This window comes from Microbispora oryzae (assembly GCF_017896165.1).
In the GTDB taxonomy this organism is placed as follows: Bacteria; Actinomycetota; Actinomycetes; order Streptosporangiales; family Streptosporangiaceae; genus Microbispora; species Microbispora oryzae.
Map to the genome: position 1 here is coordinate 244039 of NZ_JAFCNB010000004.1, position 24462 is coordinate 268500.

The following is a 24462-nucleotide window of genomic DNA, read 5'->3' on the forward strand; positions in this document are numbered from 1 at the left end:
CCCGGTACGCCCCGGGAAGGTCGTCATCCGCGGGCGATCTCCCGGGCGTACAGGCGGGTGAGGCCGCTCATCCGGTAGTGGTCGACGGTGAGCGGCCCGACAAGGCAGAGGGTGGCCAGGCGGCTCAGGGTGAGCGGCTCCAGGAGCCGGAGGTCGGCCAGCCGGCCGAGCGCCGCCGAGGCGGACCGCGGGTCGCAGCCCAGGAGGCGGGCGGCGGTCCCCGGGCCGCAGTCGGCCGTGCCGCGGGCGCCCATGAGCCGGAACAATTCGAGAGCGTGCGCGTCGGCCGCGCTCTCGCCGCGCGACAGGACCCGGTAGTCGGCGCCGATCGCCGCCCGGACCGACAGGTCCCCGCAGGTGAGCAGGTCGAGCCGCTGGTCCTCGTCGGCGAGCATGTCCGCGAACGCGCCCAGCGTCCACTCCCGCCGCACCGCGAGCCGCTTGCCCGCGATCATCAGGGCCAGCGGGAGGTTGTCGCAGAACCTGACCACCCGCTTCGCCTGCCGGATGTCGCCCCGGCCGCGGTCGCACAGCCCCAGCAGGAGCTCGGCCGCGTCCTCGTCGCCGAGCGGGGCCACCGCCACATGCGCGACGTCGTCGAGCGCGGCCGGCACCACGCGGCTGGTGATCAGAACCCGGCACCCAGCGGACGCCTCCAGGACGGGACGCACCTGCCGCTCGTCCACCGCGTTGTCGAGAAGCACGAGGACGCGGCGCCCGGCCAGCGCCGCCCGCAGCCGGCCCGTCGCCCGCTCCATGCCGGGATCCGCCCCGTCGCCGGGCGGGCCGGCCGCCGCCAGCGCCCGGCGGACGGCGTCGTACGGGTCGGGCGGGCCGAGCCCGGGCGGCTCACGCAGGTCGACGTGGATCACGCCGTCGGGGAAGTCCGCGATCCGCGCGGCCTCTCTCGCCAGGGCCGACTTGCCCACCCCGGCCGGGCCGTCGAGCGCCACCACACGGGGACCGCCGGCCACCTCGCCGAGCGCCGAAAGGATCTTCTGGAGCTCTCTGTCCCGGCCCACGAGGCGCCCGGCGCCGGTCCGCGTCGCGGTCAGGGCCGCGGTCAGGGTCACGCGGCCAGTGCCGTTCGCGCCGCCGCTGCCACCCGTGCCGCCCGCGACTCGCGTGACACCCGCGGGGGGCGGGGGCGGGCGGCGCGCGGCCCGGGTGAAACCGAGCGCGGGGTCCCGGTTGAGGATGGCCAGATGCAGGGTGGCCAGTTCGGGGCCCGGCTCCACGCCCAGCTCGTCGGCGAGCAGTTCCCGCGCCCTGCCGTACGCGGTGAGCGCGGCGGCGACGTCCCCCGTCCGGTAGAGGGCGAGCATGAGGCGGCCCCACAGCCGTTCCCTGGTCGGATGGGCGGCCGTCATGTCGCGGAGCTCCGCCACCGCCTCCTCGTGCTCGCCCAGCATGAGACGGGCCTCCGCCACGGTCTCCAGGGCCAGGCAGCGCTGCTCGGAGAGGGCGTCCAGGCGCGGCGTCAGCGCCCGCGTCCGGGGGACGTCCTCCGCTGGCGCCCCCCGCCACAGGGCCAGGGCGGGGGACAGGTGGCCGAGCGCCTCCTCCGGACGCCCGTCCGCCACCGCCTCCCTGCCGCGCCGCAGCGCCTCGGCGAACTCCACGACGTCGAGCTCGCCCTGGTCTACCGTGAGCAGGTAGCCGGGCGGCCGCGCGGTCAGCCGGCCGGACAGGCCGAGGGCGTCGCGCAACCGGTTGACGTAGGTGCGCACGTTGGCCACCGCCGAGCGCGGCGGATCCTCGTCCCACACCGCGGTCATCAGCCGGTCCAGCGAGACCACCCGGTTGCCGTCGAGGAGCAGGGCGGTCAGCAGGGCCCGCTGCTTGGCGGAGCCCAGCGGGATCGGCCTGCCGTCGCGCCGCGCCTCGACCGGTCCGAGCAGGGCGAACCGTGGTCGTATCGATCTTCCCGCCCTCGTGGCGAGTGCTCCTTCCGGTGCCGCGGTGCCGTGGACGAGCTCAGGCGGAGGCGCGGATGACCAGGTGGGTGTCGAGGATGACGACCGGCTGCTCCAGCGGCTCGCCGTTGATCCGGGCGATCAGCAGCTGCACCATCTGGCGGCCCATGGCCTCCGTCGGCTGGTGCACGCTGGTCAGCTGGGGATCGGTGTGCAGGGCGACCTTGGAGTCCTCGAACCCGATGATCGCGACGTCGTCCGGGACCACCTTGCCGAGCTCCTTCAGCACGCGCAGCGCGCCGACCGCCATCGGGTCGGAGGCGGTGAACACGGCGTCGAGGTCGGGGTGCCGCTCCAGCAGCTCCCGCATCGCGGCCGAGCCGCTCTCCTCGGAGAAGTCGCCGTAGACGACGAGTTCGGTCATCCCCGTCGCGAGCAGCGCGTCACGGTATCCGGCGAGACGGTCGACACCCACGCCCATGTCCTGGGGGCCGGCGATCGTGGCGATCCGTGTCCGGCCCTTGGAGACCAGATACTTGACCGCCTGCCGGGCGCCGGCCCGGTTGTCCATGTCGACGAAGCTGTAGGGGTTCAGGCCGACCGGACGGCCACCCAGCACCGTGGGCACGCCCATCTCCTCCAGGCGTCCTGGCAGCGGGTCGGCGCCGTGGACCGAGGTCAGCAGGACACCGTCCACGTGCTGCCCGGTCAGGTAGAGCTCGAGCCGGTCGTGCTCCAGCCTGTTCTGCGCCATGGTGAGGATGAGCTGCAGGCCCGTCTCCGACAGCGCGGAGCCGATGCCGCGGATCAGGCCCGCGAAGTACGGCTCGTCGAACACGCGCTGCTCGGACTCCGACACCACCAGGGCGATGGTGTCGGTCCGGTTCGTGACAAGGGTGCGCGCCGCCCGGTTGGGCACGTAGCCGAGCTCTTCGATGGCGAGCAGCACAGCGTCTCGCGCCCGGTCGCTCACCTTGGGTGAACCGTTGATCACGCGCGAGACGGTGCCGCGGCCGACCCCGGCGCGGGCGGCGACCGCTTCAAGAGTCGGGCGCCCCCCGGAACGGCGGTCCCCGTTCATATGAACTTGCCCCCTTATCGCGTCTGCGCTGCTTATTGTGCCCGACTCATCAGGCCGCCGTGCCTGATCGTGTCCGCGTACCACAGAGCGCTCGATTTCAGGGTGCGCACCTGGCTCTCGTAGTCGACGTAGACCAGGCCGAACCGCTTTCCGTAGCCCCACGCCCACTCGAAGTTGTCCATGAGAGACCACGCGAAGTAGCCGCGCAGCGGCACGCCCGCGTCGATGGCCGCGTGGCACACGCGCAGGTGCGCCTCGATGTACGAGGCCCGCTCGGGGTCGTGGATCGTGCCGTCCTCCTCGAGCACGTCGTCGAACGCGGCGCCGTTCTCCGAGATGTAGAGCGGCAGCGACGGGTACTCCTCGTGCAGCCGCGTCAGCACCTCGTACAGACCGGAGTCGTCGATCTCCCAGCCCATGGCGGTGACGGGACGGCCTCCGTTGACGAAGCCGATGTGCTCGCTGCCCACCCACGGGGAGCCGGAGTCGGTCGGGGCGGCGGCGGCCGACAGCGCCCCGCCCGGCGCCCCGGACACCGTGAACCGGCTGTAGTAGTTGATCAGCAGCATGTCGAGCGGCGCGGCGATCGTCGCGAGGTCGCCGTCCCGCACGAAGCCCATGTCGGAGACGTCGCTCAGGTCGGTCAGCACGTCCTCGGGGTATTCGCCCTTGAGGATCGCGTCGAGGAAGAAGCGGTTCTGCATGCCGTCGATACGGCGGGCCGCGTCCCGGTCGGCCTCGCTGCCGGTCGCCGGGGAGATCGCGTAGAGGTTGACGCACCCGCCGATACGGGTGTTCCGGTTCTGCGCGCGCATCGCCTGCACGGCAAGCCCGTGGGCGAGGTTGAGGTGATGGGCGGCGCGCAGGGCGGCCTCCGGCTCGCGCCGGCCGGGCGCGTGCTCACCGGAGGCGTAGCCGAGGAACGCCGCGCACCACGGCTCGTTCACCGTGCTCCAGTTGGTGACGCGGTCGGCGAGCTCGGCGTGCACCGTGGCGGCGAAGTCGGCGAAGCGCTTCGACGTGTCACGTGCGGGCCAGCCGCCCGCGTCTTCGAGCGCCTGCGGGAGGTCCCAGTGGTAGAGGGTCAGCCAGGGGTCGATGCCGTAGCTGAGCAGCTCGTCCACCAGCCGCTTGTAGAAGTCGAGGCCCTTCGCGTTGTACGCGCCGGAGCCGTCCGGCTGGATACGCGGCCAGGAGACCGAGAACCGGTAGGCCGTCAGGCCGAGGTCGGCCATCAGCCGGACGTCGTCCCGGTAGCGGTTGTAGTGGTCGATCGCGACCTCGGCGTCGTGTCCCTCGACGATACGACCGGGGCGGCGGCAGAAGGTGTCCCAGATCGAGGTGCCGCGGCCGTCCGTCGCGAGGGAACCCTCGATCTGGTACGCGGACGTCGCGGCTCCCCAGACGAACCCGGTGGGGAACATCTGGCTGGGGATCTCTGTCTCGGGTCGTGTGCCTTGCGTTGTCACGCCTTGACTGCACCTTCCATGAGTCCGCCGATGATCTGTCGGCCGAACACGATGAATACGACGATGAGCGGGAGGATGGACATCGCCGTGCCGCTGAAGATGAGCACGTAGTCCGTGCCGTACTTCGCGTTGAGGGAGTTGATGGCCACCTGCACGGTCGGGTTGTCCGGGGTGAGAACGATCATGGGCCACATGAAGTCGTTCCAGATGAGCATGAAGGTGTTGATGCCCAGCACCGCCATGCCCGGCCGCACGGCCGGCAGGACGACGTTCCACCAGATCCGCAGGGTGCTGGCGCCGTCGACCCGGGCCGCCTCGACGAGCTCGTTGGGCACGGCCTGCTCGGTGTACTGCGTCATCAGGAAGACGCCGAAGCCGTTCAGCAGGTATGGCAGGATGACCGCCTTGAGGGTGCCGACCCACTCGAGGCTCACCATCACCCGGTAGAGGGGCACGATGCCCATCTGCTGCAGCGGGACCATCATGGTGAGCAGGACGATCAGCAGGAGGATCCGCCCGCCTTTGAAGCGCAGCCGGGCGAACGCGAATCCCGCGAAGGTCGAGATCAGCACGACCGAGATGGTCACCGTCGACGCGACGATCACCGAGTTGGTGAGACCCGTCAGGTAGTGCGCGTCGGGGTTCGACAGCACGCGCCGGATGTTCTCGCCCAGGTTGCCGCCGGGGAGGAAGGGCGGCGGGATGTCCGTCGCATCCCGGTTGGACCTGGACGCGATGACCAGCATCCAGTACAGCGGGAAGGCCGAGATGATGAGGGTCGCGATCAGGACGATCCTCGTGAACGGCGTGGCCGTCCACAGGCTGAGGGCCCCGTGCCGCGAGGCCGCCCGCCGTCCCCGGGTGTCGGCGGGCGCCGAGAGCGTGGTCACTTGTTGCCCCCGATCCGGCGGATGAGCATGAAGTTGATGAGAGATCCGACGAGGATCATCAGGAACAGCAGCCACGCGGCCGCCGATGCGTAGCCGTAGTCGAACTCGCGGAAGCCCTGCTCCACGATGAACATCGACACGGTCTGGAACTGGCTGTTCGTGCCGCCGTGGACGTTGCCGTTGTAGAACGTGGTCGGCTCGGCGAAGAGGGTGAGACCGCCGATGGTCGAGTTCAGCACCACGAAGATCATGGTGGGTCGCAGCATCGGGATCGTGATCTGCCAGAACTGGCGCCGTCGCGAGGCCCCGTCGATGGCCGCCGCCTCGTACAGGTCCTTCGGGATCGTCTGCATGCCGGCGAGGAAGATGATCGCGTTGTAGCCGGTCCACCGCCAGTCGATCATGCTGGAGATGGCCAGCCAGGACGGCAGGCGCTCGGTCTTCCAGCTCACGGGATCGGCGCCGAACCAGCCGAGCACCCAGTTGACCAGACCCCAGTCACGGCCGAAGAGCTGGGTGAAGACCACGGCGACCGCGACGACCGACGTGACGAGGGGGAGCAGCACGCCGAGGCGGACGAACAGGCGGCCCCTGATGCGCTTGTTGAGTGCGTTGGCGAGCAGCAGTGCGAGGAGGAGCTGCGGCACTGTCGCGATCACGAACATGCCCAGCGTGTTGACGACGGCGTTCCAGAACGCGGAGTCGTCGAGCAGCGAGGCGAAGTTGCCCAGGCCCGCCCACTTCACGGTGCCGGTCAGGTCGTAGTCGAACAGCGAGTAGTACAGCGTGAAGCCGAGCGGGAAGAGCCCGAACAGCAGGAAGAGCAGGTAGTAGGGAGAGATGAGGAAGTAGGGCGCGGCCTTCAGGTCCAGCCAGGACAGGAAGGAGCGGCTCGTTCGCGTGCGGCTGTGCCTCCGTGGGGGAGGTGCGGGGCTCCGTGTCGTCGGCCCCGCGCCGACGTGCAGGCTCATGCGTTACCTTTCAGCGAAAGCAGGCGACCGGTCCGCCGGCGGGGTGCCGCTGCGGCGGACCGGTGTCGACTTGCGGACCTGAGGTCAGCCCGCCGCCTTCACGGCGTCGTCGACGAGCTTCTGCCAGGCCTGCGCGTACGGGACGGAACCGTCGTCGAGGGCCGAGATGACCGACTCGACGGCGTTCTTGACCTGGGCGTGCTTGACGCCGAGGAAGACCGGCTGGAGCGAGGAGGCCGACTTGGCGAAGATGTCACCGATCGGCGCGTTGTTGAAGTACTCGTTCTTGGTGCTCTGCACCGCCGGGTCCTGCTGAGCCTGGGTGTTGCTCGGCATGTTGCCGGCGTAGGTGAAGACGCTGACCTGCGCGTCCTTGCCGGTCAGGTAGTCGAGGACCTGCGCGGCCTCCTTGGGGTGCTTCGACTGCTTGGGCACCGCGAGCCAGGAACCGCCCCAGTTGCCGCCGCCGCCGGGCACCGCCGCGACGTCCCACTTGCCCTTGAGCTCCGGTCCGGCGGCGTCGTCACCGCTCACCACGCCGAGCATCCAGGAGGGGCAGCCGAGAGTCGCGAACTGCGACTTCTTCATGCCCGTCTTCCACTCGTCGGTGAAGTTGCGCAGCTTGGCGGTGAGGCCGTCCTGGCTGATCTTGACCGCGAAGTCGTAGGCCGACTTGACCGCCGGGTTCTTGTCGACGATCAGGTTGTTGCTCGTGTCGAAGTAGGAGACGTTGCCGTTCTTGGCGGCCTCCTGCACCAGGACCACGTTGTAGAGGGTGTTGGTGCCGTCGACGAACTTGGTGTCCTTGACCTTGCTCTGGAACTTCTCGCCGACCTTGACGAAGTCGTCCCAGGTGGGCCAGAGCTTGCTGACCTCGTCACGGTCGGAGGGCAGGCCGGCCTTCTCGAACAGGTCCTTGCGGTAGCACAGGCTCATGCCGCCGATGTCGGTGCCGAGGCCGAACAGCTTGCCGTCGGCGGTGACACCGTTCTGCCACTTCCAGTCGGCGAAGTCGGACTTGCGGTTCTGCAGGCCGAGCTCGCCGAGGTCCGCCCACCACTCCGGGTGCGCCTTGGCGAGGCCCATGCCGCCCTCGTCGATGCCGACCACGTCGCCGGCGCCCGCGCCGGACTGCAGCCACTGGATCATCTGCGGCCAGTAGACCTGCTCGAACTGGTCCGTCAGGTTGTCATTCTTGATCTTGATGTCGGTGTGGGAGGCGTTCCACTTGTCGACCGCCTCCTTGTAACCGAAGTTCTTGCCGCCGCCGAAGGTCTGCACGGTGATCGTGATCGGCTCGGCCGCGGCCGAGGACCCGCCTGACGCCGACGACCCGCCACTGTTGTCCGACGAGGAACAGGCCGCGGTGACGCCGAGCGCCAGCGTCGCCACAGCGGCGATCGCCAGCATCCTGCCCCGGCGCGAGTTGTGAATCATTCCGGACCCCTCTCAGGTGGTATCCCGAAGTTCATGGGAGGTGATATCCCAGGCCGGTCCCCGACTCCACGGCCCGTGATGGTGATGCTTCGATGGTGCGCAGCACGTTGGGAGCGCTCCCACGAAGGGTCCTCTATGAGCAACGCGGGCGTCAATATGCCGAAACCTAACTGTTACTCCTGCCGTGGTTAGGGGTCCAAAAAGGTACGTTACGGTACATAAGGTGCTTGGGAGCGCTCCCAATTGCATAGGGGGAGGAAAGGCCGGGCGACCATCTCCCCAACGGGAGATGGCCGCCCGGAGTCCCTCGGCTTACGACGGGGGCGGGGCGCGCGGGCCGGTGACGGACACCTCCGCGTGCACGCCCACGGCCACCGGGCCGGCCGAGTCGGCCACCCGGCAGGCCGCGCCCTCGCAGGCGTGCAGGAGGGCGAGCCGGGCCGACAGGGTCGCGATCAGCCCGGGATCGGCCGTGGCCGCGACGTTGCGCAGCTCCGCCGGGTCCTCGTACAGGTCGTAGAGCTGCCGTTCGCCGGTCTCGTACTCGACATAGGTGTAACGGTCGGTCCGCAGCGCGTTGTACGTGGGCGGGCAGCCCGGCGAGTAGGCGGCGTGCACGAACTCGATGAGGGCCGCGTCCCGCCACGGCACGTCGCGGCCGTGCAGCAGCGGCACGAGCGACCGGCCCTCCGCGAACGGCGGCGTGGCCGCCTCGCCGAGATCCGCGAAGGTCGGGGAGAGGTCCACGGTCGAGGAGAGGGCGGTGACGGAGGTCCCGGCCCGGACGCCGGGCCCGCGCACCACCATCGGAACGCGGATGTCCTCCTCGAACGGCGTGGTCTTGCCCGGTCGCAGCCGGTGCTGGCCCAGATGGAAGCCGTTGTCAGAAGTGAAGAATATATAGGTGTTGTCCAGCTTGCCCGCCGCGGCGAGCGAGGACACCAGCCTGCCCACCATGTCGTCGACGCCCAGCATCGCGCGCATCCGGTCCCGGTAGACGCGATCGATGCGGCGGACGTCGCCGGCCGGCAGCGGCGTGCGCTGCCTCAGCCACAGCGGCTCGGCGGACAGGTCGGCCTGGTCGAACGACGGAGTGCGGGGGGCCCGCTCGCCCGTGAACGCGTCCGCGTGCCGCGGGGCGTAGTGGGCCGGCAGGTGCGGGGCGACCGGCGCCAGATAGAGGAAGAAGGGGTCGGCGCCCTCCCGGACGAAGCGGTCCGCCTTGGCGCTGAGCACGTCCTCCAGATAGTCGCCCGGCTCGTGGCCGTACTGCCGGACCGCGCCGTTCTCGTTGAGCGCGTAACCGTACTCCTGGTAGAGCCGGGTCACCGGGACGTCCCACTCGTCCCATCCCGGGGGAACGTACGACCGGGGCGCGCCCTTCGGATACTGGTTGAGGTATTTGCCCATGAGCCCGGTGCGGTAGCCGGCGTCCCGCATCCAGGTGCCCACGGTGGACGGCTCGAGCAGCCGGAACCGGGGGAACCCGCCCGTGGGGGCGCGGTTGCTCTCCACCTGGTGGCTGTGCATGTACTCGGAGCGCAGCAACGAGGAGCGGGAGGGGCAGCACCACGGGTTGGTGACGAAGAAGCGGCTGAACGACACGCCCTGGCGGACGAGCAGGTTCCAGATGTGGGGAAAGCGCTCCAGACTGGCCGCGTCCAGGTCGTCGGTGAGGATCAGCACCACGTTGGGACGGCCGGACTGCGCGGGGACGCCGTGAGCGGCTCCGGTGAGCATGAGGCAGGCGGCGAGCGCCACGGCGGTACCGGCCCACCATCGCCGGAATCTCTGCGGTAGGGGCATGGAACTGATCCTTGCCACCGCCGCGTGACGGGAAACGTACGCGGCGTGACCACCGGGATGGCCCTTCCGGCGGCCGGCGGTCCGCCGGCGGATCAGGAAGGTCCCGTCGTGGTCTGTTCACCGCGAGTTCCCGCTGGTGTCGTGTTGGCGGGCTATGGTGAGCGCGTCGTGAACGTCTCTTTACGCGGCGTGGGGAACGAGGGTCGGCACCACGCCGCCGAGCAGGGGTCGGCCGTCGCGTGGGTTGAGTCCCCACTGCAGCTCTTGTGCGTGGTGGAGGCACACCACGCGGGCCTTCTGGGCCGCACCACCCGGGTGGTGCCGAGAGCCGGCCTGGCCGCCCTGCGGCTGACCCGCCGCGAGCTCAAGCGGCTCGGCCTGCCCGAGGGCCTGGAGTTCGACGAGCCCGCCGGCCGCGTGCCCCGGCCGGGCCGTGTCTGGGCGGTGGGCGACGCCTTCTCCGGCCGGGTGCAGCTCGCCCTGGTCACCGCGCCGCCCGGCCGTACGGTCCTGGTGGACGACGGGCTGGCCACGATCCGCCTGCTGGAGCTTTTCGTCGCCCGGCGGCCGCTGCTGCGCGCCCGGGGCAAGCACGGCGTCGGCCGCGCGGCGCTGGGCGCGGCGGCCGGAGTGCGCCTGCGTACCCGCAAGCCGACCGTCTTCACCGCGCTCCCCGTGCCCGACTCCCTGGCCGAGGCGGTGGAGCGGCGCGGCGCCCGCCTCGTCCGGCACGACTTCGCCTGGCTGCGCTCCCAGCCCGCCGACAGTCCGCCGGCCGAGCGCACGGTCGTGCTGGGCACCTCTCTCGTGCGCAACGGGCTGATCCACCGCGACCGCTACCTGCACTGGCTGGAGCGGATCGACGAGCCGGTCGCGTACTATCCGCATCGGCGGGAGGACCCGCGCGACCTCGACCGCGTCAGCCGCATCGACGGCCTCACGGTCTACGACGCCGGAGTCCCGGCCGAGATGACGCTGCGCGACCTGCGGCCGGACCAGCGGGTGCTGAGCCTGCCGTCGACGGCGGTGACCTCGCTCCGCGTCCTGCTGTCCGCCCGGGGCGTCTCGGTGGAGACCGTCGACGTCCCCGACGACTGGTGGACGGCGTCCGCCGGTCCCTCGCTCCGCTCGCACCTGCAGTTGTTCGCACATGAAGCCCCCCGAAAGGTCGCTCCTTGACCCGCCTGCTCGCCGTGGCCGACTCCGATTCGTATCTCAAGTGGGCCGCGGGCCTGCTCGACGCCGCCCCCGCGTCGTGGACGACGGAGCTCGCGGTGATACGCACCCCGATCGCCCCCTCCGACGGGCAGATCGCCGCCGCGGTCAGCGGCACTCGCATCGGCGGCGGGTCCGGCACCGCCCCGGCCGTCCTGTCCGCCCGCCAGCTGCGCCGGGCGGCCGAGCGGTTCGAGCCCGACGTCCTGCTGCTGGCCTGCACCGGTCCGGTCGTCGACGCGCTGGCCGCCGAGGTGCTCGCCGGCCTGCGGCCCCGGCCCGTTCTGGTGTCCGGCCTGCCCGGCATCTCGGTGCCCGCGACGGAGAAGGCCTGGATCTTCCGCAGCGGCTGCGACCTCTTCGTGGTGCACAGCGGCCGCGAGGTGGCCGAGTTCTCCGAGATCGGCCACCGGCTCGGCGGGGGAGGCGGGGTGGCCCTGGCCCGCCTGCCCTACCTGGACCTCGGCGAGCGGTCGGCCGGCGAGCGCGACCGGGTCGTCTTCGCCACCCAGGCCAAGGTGCCCCGCCGGCGGGAGGAGCGGGAGGCCGTCCTGCTCTCCCTCGCCGCGCTGGCCGAGGCCCGGCCCGACCTCGACGTCGTGGTGAAGCTCCGGGCGCGCGACTCCGAGCGGCAGACCCACAACGAGCGTCACCACTACGAGCGGCTGTGGAACGAGATGGCCGCGCAGGGACGGGTCGCGCGGGACGCGGTGCGGTTCGCCGCCGGGCCGATGCACGAGCATCTGAGCCACGCGGCCGGGTTCGTCACGGTGAGCTCGACCGCCGCGCTCGAGGCGATCGCGGGGGACGTCCCCCTGCTCGTGCTGTCCGACTTCGGCGTCAGCGCCGAGATGATCAACCTGGTGTTCGAGGGCAGCGGCTGCCTCGGCACGCTGGACGACCTCGCCAAGGCCGACTTCCGCCGGCCGACGGCGGAATGGTGCGACGCCAACTACTTCCACGACGCGGCCGCGTCGGACTGGGCCGGCCGGGTCGACGCGCTGGTCGAGGAGTCGCGGCAGGGCCGGCTCGTCCCGGCGCGGTCGCTGCTCGACGGCCCCGAGCACGCCGCCGCGCGCCGCCGGGCCCGCCTGCGCCTGGAGGTGCCGCCCAAGGTCCTCCGGTACGGCTATCGCGCAAAGCGCCGGATGCGCCGCTACCTCAAGGCGTTCTGACCGCGCTCGCCGGCCTGGCGCTCTGGCCGCGCTTCTGACCAGGCCGTTCCGCGTGGCGGCGTTTCTGCGCGGCGACGTCCCGGGCGGCTCACAGCTTCTCCTGGCGCGGGAGCACGACCTCCCTGGCCACGAGCATGAGAGCCGCGGCGAGCGGGATGCCGAGCAGCGCCCCGACGATGCCGAGCAGCGTGCCCCCGAGCAGCGCACCGACGATGGTGACCACCGGGGGCACGTCCACCGACGACTTGAACACGCGCGGCGAGATCAGGTAGTTCTCGACCTGCTGGTAGACGACGAAGAACACCGCGCACGCGATGCCGGTCCGCACCGACGTCAGGAAGGCCACCCCGGAGGCGACCACGGCGCCGAGGACCGCGCCGGCGAGGGGGATCAGGTCGGTGACCGCGACGAAGATGGCGAGCGCCAGCGCGTACGGCACGTCCAGGGCGGCGAGGAACGGGAACGTCACCACTCCGGCGATCAGGGAGATGATCAGGTTGCCGGCGACGTAGCCGCCGATCTGGTGGATGATCTCGTCGCCGAGCAGCCGGACCCGGGTGCGGCGCGACCTGGGCACGAACCGGTAGGCGGTCTCCTTGATCGAGTTGAGCGACCCGAGGAAGTAGAGCGTGAGCACCAGGATCGTGAACGCGCTGAACACTGCACTGATCACGACGCCGGCCACGCCGAGCAGGCCGCCGAACATCTGCGTCGCCAGGCCGCCGCTCGTCACGTACTGCTGGATCCGCTCCAGGACCTGGTAACGCGCGTCGACCGAGCGGATCAGCGGGTGATCCTGGAGCTGCCGCACATACTCCGGCAGGTGCTGGACGAACCCCGTGGTCTGTTCTGTGAGCGGCGGGACGATCGCCAGCCCGAAGGCGGCGAAGAACGCGATGACCGAGCCGAACACGACGGTGATGGCGACCCGGCGGGACAGGCCGCGCCGCTGCAGGGCCTCCACCGCGGGGTTGAGCCCGATCGCCAGGAACAGCGACACCACGATGAGCATGAGGGCGGACCCGGCGCTCGCGATCGCCTGCACCAGCAGCCACGCGGTGAGCACGCCGAGCGCGCCGGTGAGGCCGAACATGAACGGGTTGCTCCGCAGCGGACGGCCCGGCCGGCCGAACGGCCGATCGGGGCCGGCCGGCTCGGGGTCGCCGGTGGTCTCGCCGGCGGTCTCGCCTGGGGCCGTGTGCCCGGTGCCGGCGGGGATCTCGGCGGGGATCTCGGCGGGGATTTCCGCGGGGATCCGGTCTCGGGGCTCGCCTGGGGGCTGTCGGGTGTCGTCCGTCTCGAGCACGGCTTCGCGACTGCCCGGAAACGATCGCCCGACACCTCGGCCGGGTCGCCCGTCAGCGGGACAGCAGCCGGCGCAGGCGGGAGTCGGGGCGCTGCTGCGGCGCCGGCTCCTCGATCAGGCCGAGGGCCGTCAGCCTGCGCTTCTTGAAGTAGCGAGCCGGCCCGTTGACCTTGACGTACTCCGCCGCCGTCTCCCGCAGCTCCGGATGGGCCTCGCTCTGCATGCAGTAGGCGACCGCGCCGGTCAGGGCCGCGAGGTCGACCGGCGGCGGGTCCGAGAGCGACCCGTCCATCGCGAGTCTCGGCAGACAGGCGTCCACGATCGTGACCGGGATCCGGTTGCTGTTCTCATAGGGGGCGAGCCGTTCGAGCAGCAGTTCCGTGCCCATCGTCGCCACCGGCAGCCCGAAGAACCTCCGGGCCGTGACGAGCGCCGTGGAGAAGCAGCTGACCACCAGCGCCGGGCGGAGCCTGGCGAACAGGACCTCGGCCGGGACGCCGTCGCCGGCGGACACCAGCTCGACGTCCAGACCGGCGGCGGTCCGCCTGAGCGCGCGCAGCTGCCGGGGCCCCGCCGCCGGGTGGGCCTTGAACACCACGCGCCGGTTCCCGCGGGCCACGAGGGCTCGCAGCATGTCGCCGTACAGCCGCGTCTCCTCCTCGTCGGTGAGGATGCCCAGGGACGCCAGGTACTGCCCGAGGATCACGGCGTCCCCCGGCTGGTCGCCGAACCGGGCGGCGACCTGGCCGACGACCCGCGGGAACGCCTCGGCGGGCAGCGCCTCGGCCGGTACGCCGTACTCGGAGAGCAGGAGCGGCGTCAGCCCCGGCACGAGGTCGAGGTGGATCAGCCGGGTGATGCGGTCGGAGATCTCCCCGGGCAGGACGTCGCGGGTGGGCGCGTGCGCCATGAGGCCGTCGGAGTAGATCGTGAGCGGGCAGTCCTTGAACAGCCCGGGCAGCACGCGGGCCGGGGGGACGATGACCGACTCCAGCACCATCTCGTCCAGTTCGCCCAGGCCCAGATGCGACTGGAGGAGCCGGCCGATCATCGGCCCCTCCACCGCGCGGGGCTTCCACTCGGACGGGTGCAGCGGCGCGATGATCTCGTTCCAGGACCGGATCTCGTCGAACCGGTCCCGCAGCGCCGCGAAGCCGGGGGTCTCGTCGAGGGGGACCGTGATCTCGGGGATGTCGGCGTTGTTCGTCACCAGCAGCATCCGCCGCCGGTCGGCCGGGCCGAACGCGCCCGCGTCGATCGCCGCGGCCAGCGTCATCGCGCCGAAGAGCCGGGAGGCGTGGAACAGCTGGGTCACGAGCCCTCCTTGAGTCGGCGGAACAGCGCCTGGCGATCGGGCTCGTAGCCCCTCACCGCGTCCTGTACGAGGTCGGCGGGGAGCCGGTCGAGGGCCGCCCGGCCGAGCGCCTCGAACCTGGCGGCGATGTCGGGGGTGAAGCGCTCCCTCATCTCCCAGTGGTTGACCAGCAGCGCGCAGAAGGTGCGGACGGCCTTCGGCAGGAACTCCTGCTCCACCTCGGCGAAGACGAGGTCGAACGCCCGGAAGAAGTCGAGCTGCCGCTCGTCGCCGATCTGGGTGAGGGACGCCGCGACCCCGCGCCGGTAGAACACCCCGGCGAGCGAGACCACGGCGAACGACCCGGCCCGCTGGTGGAGCCGCCAGATCCACGGCCGGTCCTCCGCCGTGCGCAGGCCGCCGGGGAAGGCGAGCAGGTCGCCCAGCTCCCGCCGGTAGACGCCGGCCCAGGCGTAGGGGTAGTCGACCATCGTCTTCGCCGCGGCGGGCATGATCGCGTCGCGCGGGTCGAGCACGACGTTCCTGCGGGCCTGGGGCGCGCGGTGGGTCTCGCGCCTGCGCCCCTCCGACTGGACGTGGTCGACCCGGACGAAGTCGCAGCCCAGCCGGTCGATGGCGGCCACCAGGGGGGCGAGGTAGCCGGGTGCGAGCCAGTCGTCGCCGTCCAGGAACGTGACGTACCGGCCGGAGGCCAGCTTGAGGCCGATGTTCCGGGCGTCCGCCAGACCCACCGGGGCCGGGTTGCGGGCGACCGTCAGCCCCGGCAGGTCCCGCCGGAAGTCCTCGATCACCTCCGGGGTCGCGTCGACGGAGCCGTCGTCCACGACCACGACCTCGGTCTCGAACTCCGTGGTCCGGTTGCGGACGAGCGACGTCAGCGCGTCGGCCAGGAACGGCTCGCCGTCCCTGACCGGCACGATCACGGAAAGGGTGATCACTGTCCCCCCGGCGTCAGGCCGTGGTGCGGCGCAGGCGGGCGCGCGGGCCCTCCTCGCCGGCGTAGACGCGCTTCACACCGTCGCCGAGAGCGGTCTCGATGATCCTGATGTCCCGGACCAGGTGCTCGAGGCCGCTCGGCTCCAGCGAGGCGGCGTGGTCGGAGCCCCACATCGTGCGGTCCAGCGTGATGTGGCGTTCGACCGTCACGGCGCCCAGCGTCACGGCGGCCAGCGAGATCTGCAGGCCGCGCTCGTGCCCGGAGTAGCCGACCGGCACGCCGTACCGCTCCTGCAGCGTGTGGATCATGCGCAGGTTGGCCTCCTCCGGCGGGAGGGGATAGGTCGAGGTGGCGTGCATCATCACGAGCCGCTCGGTGCCGAGGATCTCCACGGCCCGGTCGATCTCCTCGATCGTCGACATGCCGGTGGAGAGGATGAGCGGCTTGCCGGTGGCGGCCAGCGCCCGCAGCAGCTCGTGGTCGGTCACCGAGGCGGAGGCGATCTTGTGGGCGACGGCGTCCATGCTCTCGAGGAACTCGACCGAGGGGACGTCCCACGGGGAGGCGAACCAGTCGATCCCGCGCTCCTCGCAGTACTTCGCGATGTGGCCGTACTCGTCCGCGCCGAACTCGGTGCGGATCTTGTACTCCATGTACGTCATCTCGCCCCAGGGCGTCTGCCGGATCTGGTCGCGCTGGTCCAGCGGGACGCAGATCTCGGGAGTGCGCTTCTGGAACTTGACCGCCTGGCAGCCCGCGTCGGCCGCCACGTCGATGAGCTTGCGGGCGATGTCGACGTCGCCGTTGTGGTTGATGCCGATCTCGCCGATCACGTACACCGGCTGGCCGGGGCCGACGAGCGACCTGCCGATGCGCACCGGCCGCGGCTGGACCCGGAACGAGGAGATGGGCGCGGGCGCCTCGGCGAGCGGCACGGCGTCGCCCAGCGGCGGGCGGGCGGCCAGGACGCGGTCGGACATCTCGCGGACGGCGCCCGCGCCGCCCGGGGCGGACAGGACGACCCGGGCCGCGGCGCGCACCCGCGGGTGGGCGTCGGGGACGGCCACCGGCCAGCCAACGAGCGCCATGCAGGAGAGGTCGTTGACGTCGTTGCCGACGTAGGCGACCCGCTCCGGGTCGAGGCCCTCGACGGCGAGCCACTCGCGCAGCGCGCCGTCCTTGGCGGCGAGGCCCTGCAGGACGGGTACGCCGAGCTTGGCGGCGCGGGCGGCCACCACGGGGTTGCGCTCGGTGGACAGAACCAGGACCTTCACCCCCGATCGCTTCAGCAGGGCCACGCCCATGCCGTCGGAGCGGCTCACGGCGACGATCTCGCGGCCCTCGGAGTCGACGAACGCCCGGTCGTCGGTGTGGACGCCGTCGAAGTCGGTCACCACGGCGTCGACGTCGATCGGCAGCGGCTCGTCGACGAACGGGGCGAGCGCCCGGACGATGTCCAGGTCCTCGGGGGTGTCGATCTCGACGGCGTGGCTGCCCGGCACGGGCTGCACGGCCACGGTGCCGAAGAAACGGTGCTCGCGCTCGCGCAGGCCGGCGGTCCGCATCGCGTAGAAGGCGCCGGTCTCGCGGTAGTGCGGTTCCCGGTCCTGCCGGCGGGGGCGGACGGCCGGGTCGTGGTTGACGCCCTCACCGGCGCCGGTCCACACGAACTCGTAGGTCTCCGTGCCGGAGAACACGGAGTCGGCCTCGCCGTTCAGGACCTTGGCGACGGCGGCGTCCAGATCGGCCGGGTCGATGAACGCGCTGGTGCACTGGACGAGGACCACGACCTCAGGGTCGGCCTCGACGCCCTCCGACAGGGCGTGGAGCACGGCCGACTCGCTGGTGGCGGTGGGGCCGCTGATGTCGGCCGGGCGGCGGACCACCCGCGCGCCCGCGTCCAGGGCGACGGCCGCGATGCGGTCGTGGTCGGTGCTGACGATCACCTCGTCGATGAGCTCGGCGCGCAGGCAGGCGTCGACCGCGCGCGCCACCAGCGGGATGCCGCCCACCTTCTCCAGGTTCTTGAGCGGGACGCCCGCCGAACCTCCACGGGCGGGGACAACGGCCAGCACTCGCACGAGTGATCCTCCTACCTGCGACAACGGAGCCCCTAACGCGGGGTGTCCCGAAACTAGCCACAGGGATGTCACTCAGGGGGTTGCCCGGCTGAACGGTCAGGGGCGCCGATCTGAACATTGGGTGTCGCGGATTTCCGGGACCGTGACCCCCGGGACCGCGACTCCCGGGCCGGGCTCCCCGGACCGCGGGAGGCGGACGACGAAGCGCACGCTGCGGTCGCCGTTCTCCACCGTGATCGTCCCGTCGTGGGCCTCGACGACCTCCCGGGCGATGGCCAGGCCGAGCCCGGTGCCCCCGTGAGTACGGCTGCGCGCGGAGTCCGTGCGGTAGAACCGTTCGAAGATGTGCTCGCGGTCCGGCTCGGAGATCGGGTCGCCGTCGTTGACGACGCGCAGCACGGCCTCGTCGCCGTCCCCGTTCACCTCCACGCTCACGTGGCTCTGGGCGTGCCGCTCGGCGTTGTCGAGGAGGTTGGCCACGACCCGGCACAACTGCCCCCGCAGTACGCGGACCGTCACCCCGGACGCGGCGTCGACGATCATCGGCAGGCGCTTGGCCCGCCGGCCCACCTCGGCCGCCACGAGGCCGCCGAGGTCCACATCCTCCCGCGCCGCCTGCGGGGTCGTCCCCACCCGGGCCAGCAGCAGCAGGTCGGCCACGATCGCCTCAAGCCGGTCGACCCCGCAGAGCGCCGCGTCGACCGCCTCGTCGGTGTCCTCCGGATGCAGCCGCGCCCCCTCCAGTTGCGCGCGGATGCCGGCGATGGGGGTGAGCAACTCGTGCGAGGCGTCCGCGGCGAACTGCCGCTGCAGCCGGATCGAACGGTCGAGCCGGGAGAGCGCGTCGTTGGCCGTCCTGGCCAGGCGGGCGATCTCGTCGTTTCCCGGCGGCTCCGAGACCCTGGTCGCGGAGGTCGCCGCGGTGATCTCGGCGAACTCCGAGCTGATCGCCTCGACCGGGCGCAGGACCCGCCCGGCCACCGTCCAGGCGACCCACCCGGTCGCCGCGGCGAACAGCAGCGCCAGCGCGAACAGCTCCAGCTCGGGCAGCGGGCTGGTGAGGATGGTGGGGGCCGTGCGCCCGGCGTACACGGTGGGGGAGTCTCCGCCGATCGACACCCGCAGAGCGGTCACCAGGACGCAGTCGTGGTGGGGCAGGGAGCAGGAGGTCGTCTGGGTGACGCCTGCGGCGGCGGTGGGGCTCATCAGGGTCAGCCGGTGGAGCTTGCCGGCCGCCGGGGACGCGGCCAGGACGCGGCCCTTCGGGCCCACCACCTCGATCAGGTCCACGTCGTCCCGGCCCGGAGATAACGGGTCGCTCACGGTGCCGCCGCGCACCTGTCCGGCCACCCGGGTGGCGACGTCCAGGGTCTCGTCCCAGATGCGGTCGGCCACCGCGTGCCGCACCACCACGTTGACCGCTACGACGAGTGGCGCCAGGACGAAGACTGCGGCGCCGATCGCGATCAGGGCCAACCGTGCCCTGAGCGAGAGGGAACGCAGCCTGGGGAGGAGCATTACCTGAGATTACTTATGGACATCGCATGCTGAATTCGCTCTTCTGGAAAGCTGTCCCCAAAGTTGCTAAAAAGACCGTCAAGGGTGTCGGAAGTAGGATCATCCGACGGATCGGGCCAGAAGGGCCCGTACCCGGATCGTCCGGTGGCGGCCGCACGGCGCGGGGTCCGGTGGTGAGCCCCGGACGACGGAATCGCTGGGCGGCCGCGTCTCGACGGGTGCGTGCTCGTTGCGGAGAATTGCGGAAAGATGCCGCAAGGTTGCAACAGGTCCCGGACCCAGTGGCGTAACGCGGCGGAAACGTCCGTCCGACACTGTTGGTGTCGCACGAGGTGGAGGTGATGAGATGTTGCTGCGGCTGCGGGTGTCGCTACCCGACCGGCCCGGCGTGCTCGGCCAGGTCGCGCGCGCGTTCGGCGTGATGGGTGCCGACATCCTGCAGGTGACCGTGCTGGAACGGCAGTCCGGCCGGGCGGTGGACGACTTCACCGTCTCGTGGTCGGGCCTGTTCGAGCCGGACGAGCTGCGCGACCGGATCGCCGTCGTGCCCGGCGCGCGGGTGGAGGCTGTCTGGCCGACCAGGGAGGCCCCCGGCACGACACCCGACTACGACCTCCTGGGACATGTCGCGGGGGAGCCCGACCGCGCGTTCGTGACGCTCGTCGACGCGGTGCCCGACCTGGTGAGCGCGGACTGGGCGGTCGCGGTCGACACCACGACAGGTGAGGCCGTCCATCGCAGCTGGCAGGCCCCCGAGACCGTGCCGGCCGTGCCCGGCCTCACCCCGCTGCGAGCCGCCACCCTCAGCGAGGGGGAATTGCACCTCGTCAGCGTCCCGATGGAGGGCCTGCACCTGGTGGTGGCGCGCTCGCAGGGGCCCGCGTTCCACCGGGCGGAACTCGACAAGGTGACCCGGCTGGTCGGCATCGTGTCCGTGCTCGCGCGGGCGAGCGTCACCCGCGCGTGAACGGAGACGGCGTCAGCGGCGGGGAGGGTCGATCCTGGAGCCGTTCTGCGTGAACAGCATCAGGCGGGAGATGTCGACGGCCACCCGGCCGTGATCTCCGGCTCGCCAGACGGGCCGGTTGCCGAGGCGGACGATGAGGTCGGCGCGGCGGTGCGTGCCGGACGCCTGGGGCTGCTCGTCCTCGTGGTCGTCCTCGGCGGAACCGCCGTTCAGCAGCCGCCGCATCATCGAGCGCGCCTTGCCGTTCATCCCCGACTGGCCGCCGTTGACGTGGCCGCGCCGCCGGTCCGGCGGCTCGGGCACCACCACCGCGGGGATGCCGGCCTCCAGATAGGCGAGCCACTCGTGGCCGTGGTACTCGAGGGTGCGGACACGGCCGAAGAAGGTCGGTCCCTCGGTCTTCTCCGGCACGGGCACCAGCCCGTCCGGCCGGATCCCCACGATGATCTGGCTGCCGGTGTGCTGTGACACGGCGTAAGCACGTGGATCGGTCCAGGGCATGGTGATCTGGTGCGGGCCGAAATCGAGCAGGATGAACTGGTTCTGCGGGGTTCGCACGGTCGCCGCCAGCAGGTTGAGCTGCTGGGAGCTGAGGAACGCCGCGGTGAACGCGGTCGCCGGGTCGTTGTACACCTGGGCGGGGGTGCCGATGTCCTGCAGGACGCCGCGGTTCATGATGGCGATCCGGTCCGCCAGCGTGAGCGCCTCGACCTGGTCGTGCGTCACATAGATCGTGGTGACCCCAAGCGCCCTGACCAGCGAGGAGATCTCCATGCGGAGCTCGGTGCGCATCCCGGCGTCCAGGTTGGACAGCGGCTCGTCCATGAGGAAGAGCGAGGGCTGCCGGACGATCGCGCGCCCCATCGCGACCCGCTGACGCTGGCCGCCGGAGAGCGTTCCCGGCCGCCGGTCCAGCGTTTCCTCGATGTGCAGGGCACGGGACAGCTCGGTGACCCGTTCCTTGACCAGCGCCGGATCGGCCTTCGCGATCTCCAGGGGGAAGGACAGGTTGCCCCTGACGCTCCGGTGCGGATAGAGGGCGCCGTTCTGGAACACCATCGCCACGTCGCGGTCGCGTGGCGCCAGGTGGTTGGCGAGCTCGCCGCCCAGCCACAGATCACCAGAGGTGATCTCCTCCAGGCCCGCGATCATGCGCAGGAGGGTGGACTTCCCGCAACCCGAGGGTCCCAGCAGAACCAGCAGCTCTCCTTCTTCGGCGCGCAGATTCATGCGGTCGACCGCGAGGTAACCCCCGGGGTAAATCTTCGTCACGTTGTCGAGGACGACGGTGCTCATACACGCTCGTTCCTCCCGGGCACGCGTGCCCGGATCCCCAGCCGTCGGTGTAAATGATGAGGTAGTACATCGTGTCGCAGGCGCCCGTGTCCATATGTGTCGGGAAGAATCCGTCATCTGCCTGCAACTTTTCGTTACTCGTGTCTTTCCCCAGGTGAAAGTCGGTTGTCAGGTTGGCCGGTCGGGCCTGTCCAGGGGTCCGCGTCCCCGCCGGGGTAACGACTTTGCGGAAAGTTTCCGCAAGGCCTTTCACTCGGGTTGTGTCCCTGTTACGTTCCGCCATAAATCACCTCGATCGGGACGGATGACGGATGGGTGAGTCGGCGGGGCCGCGGCATGGCCCCTCGTGTGCGGCGCGGCCCACATGGGCATCGGTTGGGCAACGCGACGCCGCGAGGCGTGATCTCATATGCGAATCGGGGACTCGATGACTGAACTCGCCGTCTGCGCCACCACGGCCGGCACCCGCTGGTGGCGGGACGCGGTGATCTACCAGGTGTACGTGCGCAGCTTCGCCGACGGCGACGGGGACGGAGTGGGCGACCTGCCCGGGATGCGCAGCCGCCTGCCGTACCTGGCCGACCTCGGCGTCGACGCCGTCTGGCTGACGCCGTTCTACCGCTCGCCGATGGCCGACTTCGGATACGACGTGGCGGACTACCGCGACGTCGATCCCGTCTTCGGCTCGCTCGCCGACGCGGCGGCCCTCATCGAGGACGCCCACCGGCTCGGCCTGCGGATCATCGTGGACGTGGTGCCCAACCACACCTCCGACCGGCACCCCTGGTTCCAGGCGGCGCTGCGCGCGGGGACGGGAGCCGCGGAGCGCGAGCGCTACATCTTCAGGCACGGCCGGGGCGCGTCGGGCGAGCTGCCGCCGAACGACTGGGAGTCGATCTTCGGCGGGCCGGCCTGGACCCGGGTCGCGGACGGGCAGTGGTACCTCCATCTGTTCGCGCCCGAGCAGCCGGACCTGAACTGGGAGCACCCGGAGGTGCACGCCGAGTTCGCCGACGTTCTGCGCTTCTGGCTCGACCTGGGCGTGGACGGCTTCCGGATCGACGTGGCGCACGGCATGGTGAAGGCTCCCGGCCTGCCGGACGTCGGCCGCGCCGGCCAGGCGGAGATGATCGGCTGCCAGATCGTGCCGTTCTTCGACCAGGACGGCGTGCACGAGATCCACCGCTCCTGGCGCAGGATCCTCGACTCCTACGACGGCGAACGGATCGGCGTCGCCGAGGCGTGGGCGCCCTCGCCGGAACGGCTGGCGAACTACGTCCGCCCTGACGAGCTGCACCAGGCGTTCAACTTCCACTTCCTCAAGGCGCCCTGGGACGCGGACGCGTTCCGCGAGGTGGTCGACGAGTCGCTGCGCACGGCCGCCCTCGTGGGCGCGCCCTCCACCTGGGTGCTGTCCAACCACGACGTGAAGCGCCACGTCACCCGGTACGGCGGCGGTGAGCGGGGCTTGCGCCGCGCCCGCGCGGCGGCGGTGCTCATGCTCGCGCTGCCCGGCTCGGCCTACGTCTACCAGGGGGAGGAGCTCGGTCTTCCCGAGGTGCTCGACCTGCCCGAGGAGTACCTGCGCGACCCGCAGCGGCTGCGCGACCCGGACAGCGGGCGCGACGGCTGCCGCGTGCCGCTGCCGTGGACCGCGTCCGGCGACCCGACCCACGGCTTCGCCCCGCCGGGCAGCGGCAGGAGCTGGCTGCCCGCCCCCGCGGGGTGGAGCAGGCTCAGCGTGGAGGCGCAGCGGCGGGACGGCACGTCCACGCTCAGCCTCTACCGGGCGGCGCTGCGGATCAGGCGCGACCGCCCCGATCTCGGCGACGGCGGCCTGACCTGGCTGGACGGCCCGCGCGGCACGCTGGCCTTCGGGCGCGGCGACTCCTTCGTGTGCCTGATGAACATGACGGCGGAGTGGATCGAGACCGCCCGCCCGGCCGGTGAGCCGCTCCTGGCGAGCGCCGCCCCGGAGATCTCGGGCGACCGGGTGCGGCTGGCGCCCGATTCGGCGACGTGGTGGGACGTCGTCGCTGTCTAAAGTAATGCTCATGAACCACACGCGGCTCGCCGACATCGCGGCTCAGGCGGGCGTCAGCGAGGCGACCGTGAGCAGGGTGCTGAACGGCAGGGCGGGGGTCGCCGCGACCACCCGCCAGGCCGTGCTGGCGGCCCTCGACCTGATGGGGTACGAGCGGCCGCACCGCCTGCGCCGGCGCAGCAACGGGCTGATCGGCCTGGTCGTCCCCGAGCTCGGCAACCCGATCTTCCCCGCCTTCGCCCAGGCCGTGGAGAAGGCGCTCACCAAGCACGGGTACACCACTCTGCTGTGCACCCAGGAGCCCGGCGGCGCGCCCGAGGACGAGTTCACCGAGCTGCTCCTCGACCGGGGCGTGGCCGGCATCGTGTTCGCGTCCGGGCTGCACGCCGACACCACGGCCCGGATGGACCGCTACATCCGCCTCACCGACCAGGGCATGCCGATCGTGCTGGTCGACGGGTACAACGCGGGGATCCCCGCGCCGTTCATCTCGCCCGACGACCGGCTCGCGGCCCGCCTCGCCGTACAGCACCTGGTCGACCTCGGGCACGAGCGCATCGGCCTCGCGCTGGGACAGCGGCGTTTCGTGCCGGTGATCCGCAAGATCGAGGGTTTCCGGCAGGCCATGGAGCAGCTTCTCGGCCGGCCGGCCGCCGACGAGCTGATCCAGCATTCGCTGTTCTCCGTGGAGGGCGGGCAGGCCGCGGCCGGTGCGCTCATCGACCGCGGATGCACCGGCGTCTTCTGCGCCAGCGACCTCATGGCGCTCGGGGCGATCCGCGCCGCCCGCGAGCGCGGCCTCTCGGTGCCCGGCGACGTGTCGGTCGTCGGGTTCGACGACTCGCCGCTGATGGCGTTCACCGACCCCCCGCTGACGACCGTGCGCAAGCCGATCCGGGCGATGGCCGCGGCGGCCGTGCAGACGCTGATCGAGGAAATCGGCGGCACCCCGGCCCGGCACATCGAGCTCGTCTACCAGCCCGAACTGGTCGTGCGCGGCTCCACCGGCTCGGGGCCGCGCGTCAGCCGGTGACTCCC

18 protein-coding genes are annotated in these 24462 nt (G+C 71.4%); 5 read left to right on the plus strand and 13 right to left on the minus strand.

Going from position 1 to position 24462, the window contains the following annotated elements; genetic code table 11:
• Positions 1–23 precede the first annotated feature (23 nt).
• From JOL79_RS09800 to JOL79_RS09830, 7 genes are all read right to left on the minus strand, one after another.
• Complete coding sequence (locus tag JOL79_RS09800) at positions 24–1919, minus strand: AfsR/SARP family transcriptional regulator (RefSeq protein ID WP_307848478.1); 1896 nt, start codon at positions 1917–1919, stop codon at positions 24–26.
• Between the two features lie 58 nt (positions 1920–1977).
• Positions 1978–2997, minus strand: a complete 1020-nt coding sequence (locus tag JOL79_RS09805) for a LacI family DNA-binding transcriptional regulator (RefSeq protein ID WP_210155404.1) — start codon at positions 2995–2997, stop codon at positions 1978–1980.
• Between the two features lie 32 nt (positions 2998–3029).
• The gene (locus tag JOL79_RS09810; protein WP_210155576.1) at positions 3030–4421 is read right to left on the minus strand and encodes a GH1 family beta-glucosidase; all 1392 of its coding nucleotides are present in this window, start codon (positions 4419–4421) and stop codon (positions 3030–3032) included.
• A gap of 41 nt (positions 4422–4462) precedes the next feature.
• Positions 4463–5356, minus strand: coding sequence for a carbohydrate ABC transporter permease (locus JOL79_RS09815; protein WP_210155405.1), 894 nt, complete (start codon positions 5354–5356; stop codon positions 4463–4465).
• Entirely contained in the window at positions 5353–6327 is a 975-nt protein-coding gene (locus tag JOL79_RS09820) for a carbohydrate ABC transporter permease (RefSeq protein ID WP_210155406.1), read from the minus strand. Before JOL79_RS09820 ends, JOL79_RS09815 begins: the two co-directional genes overlap by 4 nt.
• Before the next feature lie 84 nt (positions 6328–6411).
• Positions 6412–7764 carry an ABC transporter substrate-binding protein gene (locus tag JOL79_RS09825; protein ID WP_210155407.1) on the minus strand — a complete coding sequence of 451 codons (1353 nt, stop codon included), beginning with the start codon at positions 7762–7764 and terminating at the stop codon, positions 6412–6414.
• A gap of 312 nt (positions 7765–8076) precedes the next feature.
• On the minus strand, positions 8077–9570 hold the full coding sequence (locus JOL79_RS09830) for a sulfatase family protein (protein WP_210155408.1): 1494 nt from the start codon (positions 9568–9570) through the stop codon (positions 8077–8079).
• 168 nt (positions 9571–9738) lie between these two features.
• Here JOL79_RS09830 and JOL79_RS09835 point away from each other — a divergent pair, with 168 nt between their 5' ends.
• Both JOL79_RS09835 and JOL79_RS09840 read left to right on the plus strand, forming a co-directional pair.
• Entirely contained in the window at positions 9739–10749 is a 1011-nt protein-coding gene (locus JOL79_RS09835; RefSeq protein ID WP_210155409.1) for a hypothetical protein, read from the plus strand.
• Positions 10746–11960, plus strand: coding sequence for a DUF6716 putative glycosyltransferase (locus JOL79_RS09840; protein WP_210155410.1), 1215 nt, complete (start codon positions 10746–10748; stop codon positions 11958–11960). The genes JOL79_RS09835 and JOL79_RS09840 overlap by 4 nt, the downstream gene beginning before the upstream one ends.
• 88 nt (positions 11961–12048) lie before the next feature.
• Here the strand turns inward: JOL79_RS09840 and JOL79_RS09845 are convergent, their stop codons facing one another.
• The 5 genes from JOL79_RS09845 to JOL79_RS09865 all read right to left on the minus strand — a co-directional run bounded on the left by JOL79_RS09845 (position 12049) and on the right by JOL79_RS09865 (position 19117).
• Entirely contained in the window at positions 12049–13266 is a 1218-nt protein-coding gene (locus JOL79_RS09845) for an AI-2E family transporter (protein ID WP_307848447.1), read from the minus strand.
• A gap of 52 nt (positions 13267–13318) precedes the next feature.
• A complete protein-coding gene (locus tag JOL79_RS09850; RefSeq protein ID WP_210155411.1) occupies positions 13319–14581 on the minus strand; it encodes an alpha-2,8-polysialyltransferase family protein in 1263 nt (420 codons plus the stop codon).
• Positions 14578–15519 (minus strand): glycosyltransferase family 2 protein, encoded by a 942-nt coding sequence (locus JOL79_RS09855; protein ID WP_210155412.1) that lies wholly within the window; start codon positions 15517–15519, stop codon positions 14578–14580. Before JOL79_RS09855 ends, JOL79_RS09850 begins: the two co-directional genes overlap by 4 nt.
• Before the next feature lie 13 nt (positions 15520–15532).
• Positions 15533–17599, minus strand: coding sequence for an N-acetylneuraminate synthase family protein (locus JOL79_RS09860; protein ID WP_210155413.1), 2067 nt, complete (start codon positions 17597–17599; stop codon positions 15533–15535).
• Positions 17600–17695: 96 nt separating this feature from the next.
• Entirely contained in the window at positions 17696–19117 is a 1422-nt protein-coding gene (locus JOL79_RS09865; RefSeq protein ID WP_210155414.1) for a HAMP domain-containing sensor histidine kinase, read from the minus strand.
• A 346-nt stretch (positions 19118–19463) separates the two neighbouring features.
• Between JOL79_RS09865 and JOL79_RS09870 the strand changes: the two genes are divergently transcribed.
• Positions 19464–20084 (plus strand): ACT domain-containing protein, encoded by a 621-nt coding sequence (locus tag JOL79_RS09870; RefSeq protein WP_210155415.1) that lies wholly within the window; start codon positions 19464–19466, stop codon positions 20082–20084.
• A gap of 12 nt (positions 20085–20096) precedes the next feature.
• Here JOL79_RS09870 and JOL79_RS09875 read toward each other — a convergent pair whose 3' ends face one another.
• Positions 20097–21380 (minus strand): ABC transporter ATP-binding protein, encoded by a 1284-nt coding sequence (locus JOL79_RS09875; protein WP_210155416.1) that lies wholly within the window; start codon positions 21378–21380, stop codon positions 20097–20099.
• A 427-nt stretch (positions 21381–21807) separates the two neighbouring features.
• Here JOL79_RS09875 and JOL79_RS09880 point away from each other — a divergent pair, with 427 nt between their 5' ends.
• Positions 21808–23424: a glycoside hydrolase family 13 protein gene (locus tag JOL79_RS09880; RefSeq protein WP_210155417.1), complete on the plus strand. Its 1617-nt coding sequence runs from the start codon at positions 21808–21810 to the stop codon at positions 23422–23424.
• Positions 23425–23434: 10 nt separating this feature from the next.
• On the plus strand, positions 23435–24457 hold the full coding sequence (locus tag JOL79_RS09885) for a LacI family DNA-binding transcriptional regulator (protein ID WP_210155418.1): 1023 nt from the start codon (positions 23435–23437) through the stop codon (positions 24455–24457).
• The last annotated feature ends 5 nt before the right edge of the window (positions 24458–24462 follow it).

Bases quoted from the DNA above. Each gene is read 5' to 3' on its own strand.
- JOL79_RS09880 (WP_210155417.1), top strand. From the start codon at position 21,808: ATGACTGAACTCGCCGTCTGCGCCACCACGGCCGGCACCCGCTGGTGG.
- JOL79_RS09875 (WP_210155416.1), bottom strand. From the start codon at position 21,380: ATGAGCACCGTCGTCCTCGACAACGTGACGAAGATTTACCCCGGGGGT.
- JOL79_RS09865 (WP_210155414.1), bottom strand. From the start codon at position 19,117: ATGCTCCTCCCCAGGCTGCGTTCCCTCTCGCTCAGGGCACGGTTGGCC.
- JOL79_RS09810 (WP_210155576.1), bottom strand. From the start codon at position 4,421: ATGTTCCCCACCGGGTTCGTCTGGGGAGCCGCGACGTCCGCGTACCAG.
- JOL79_RS09830 (WP_210155408.1), bottom strand. From the start codon at position 9,570: ATGCCCCTACCGCAGAGATTCCGGCGATGGTGGGCCGGTACCGCCGTG.
- JOL79_RS09805 (WP_210155404.1), bottom strand. From the start codon at position 2,997: ATGAACGGGGACCGCCGTTCCGGGGGGCGCCCGACTCTTGAAGCGGTC.
- JOL79_RS09870 (WP_210155415.1), top strand. From the start codon at position 19,464: ATGTTGCTGCGGCTGCGGGTGTCGCTACCCGACCGGCCCGGCGTGCTC.
- JOL79_RS09820 (WP_210155406.1), bottom strand. From the start codon at position 6,327: ATGAGCCTGCACGTCGGCGCGGGGCCGACGACACGGAGCCCCGCACCT.
- JOL79_RS09825 (WP_210155407.1), bottom strand. From the start codon at position 7,764: ATGATTCACAACTCGCGCCGGGGCAGGATGCTGGCGATCGCCGCTGTG.
- JOL79_RS09885 (WP_210155418.1), top strand. From the start codon at position 23,435: ATGAACCACACGCGGCTCGCCGACATCGCGGCTCAGGCGGGCGTCAGC.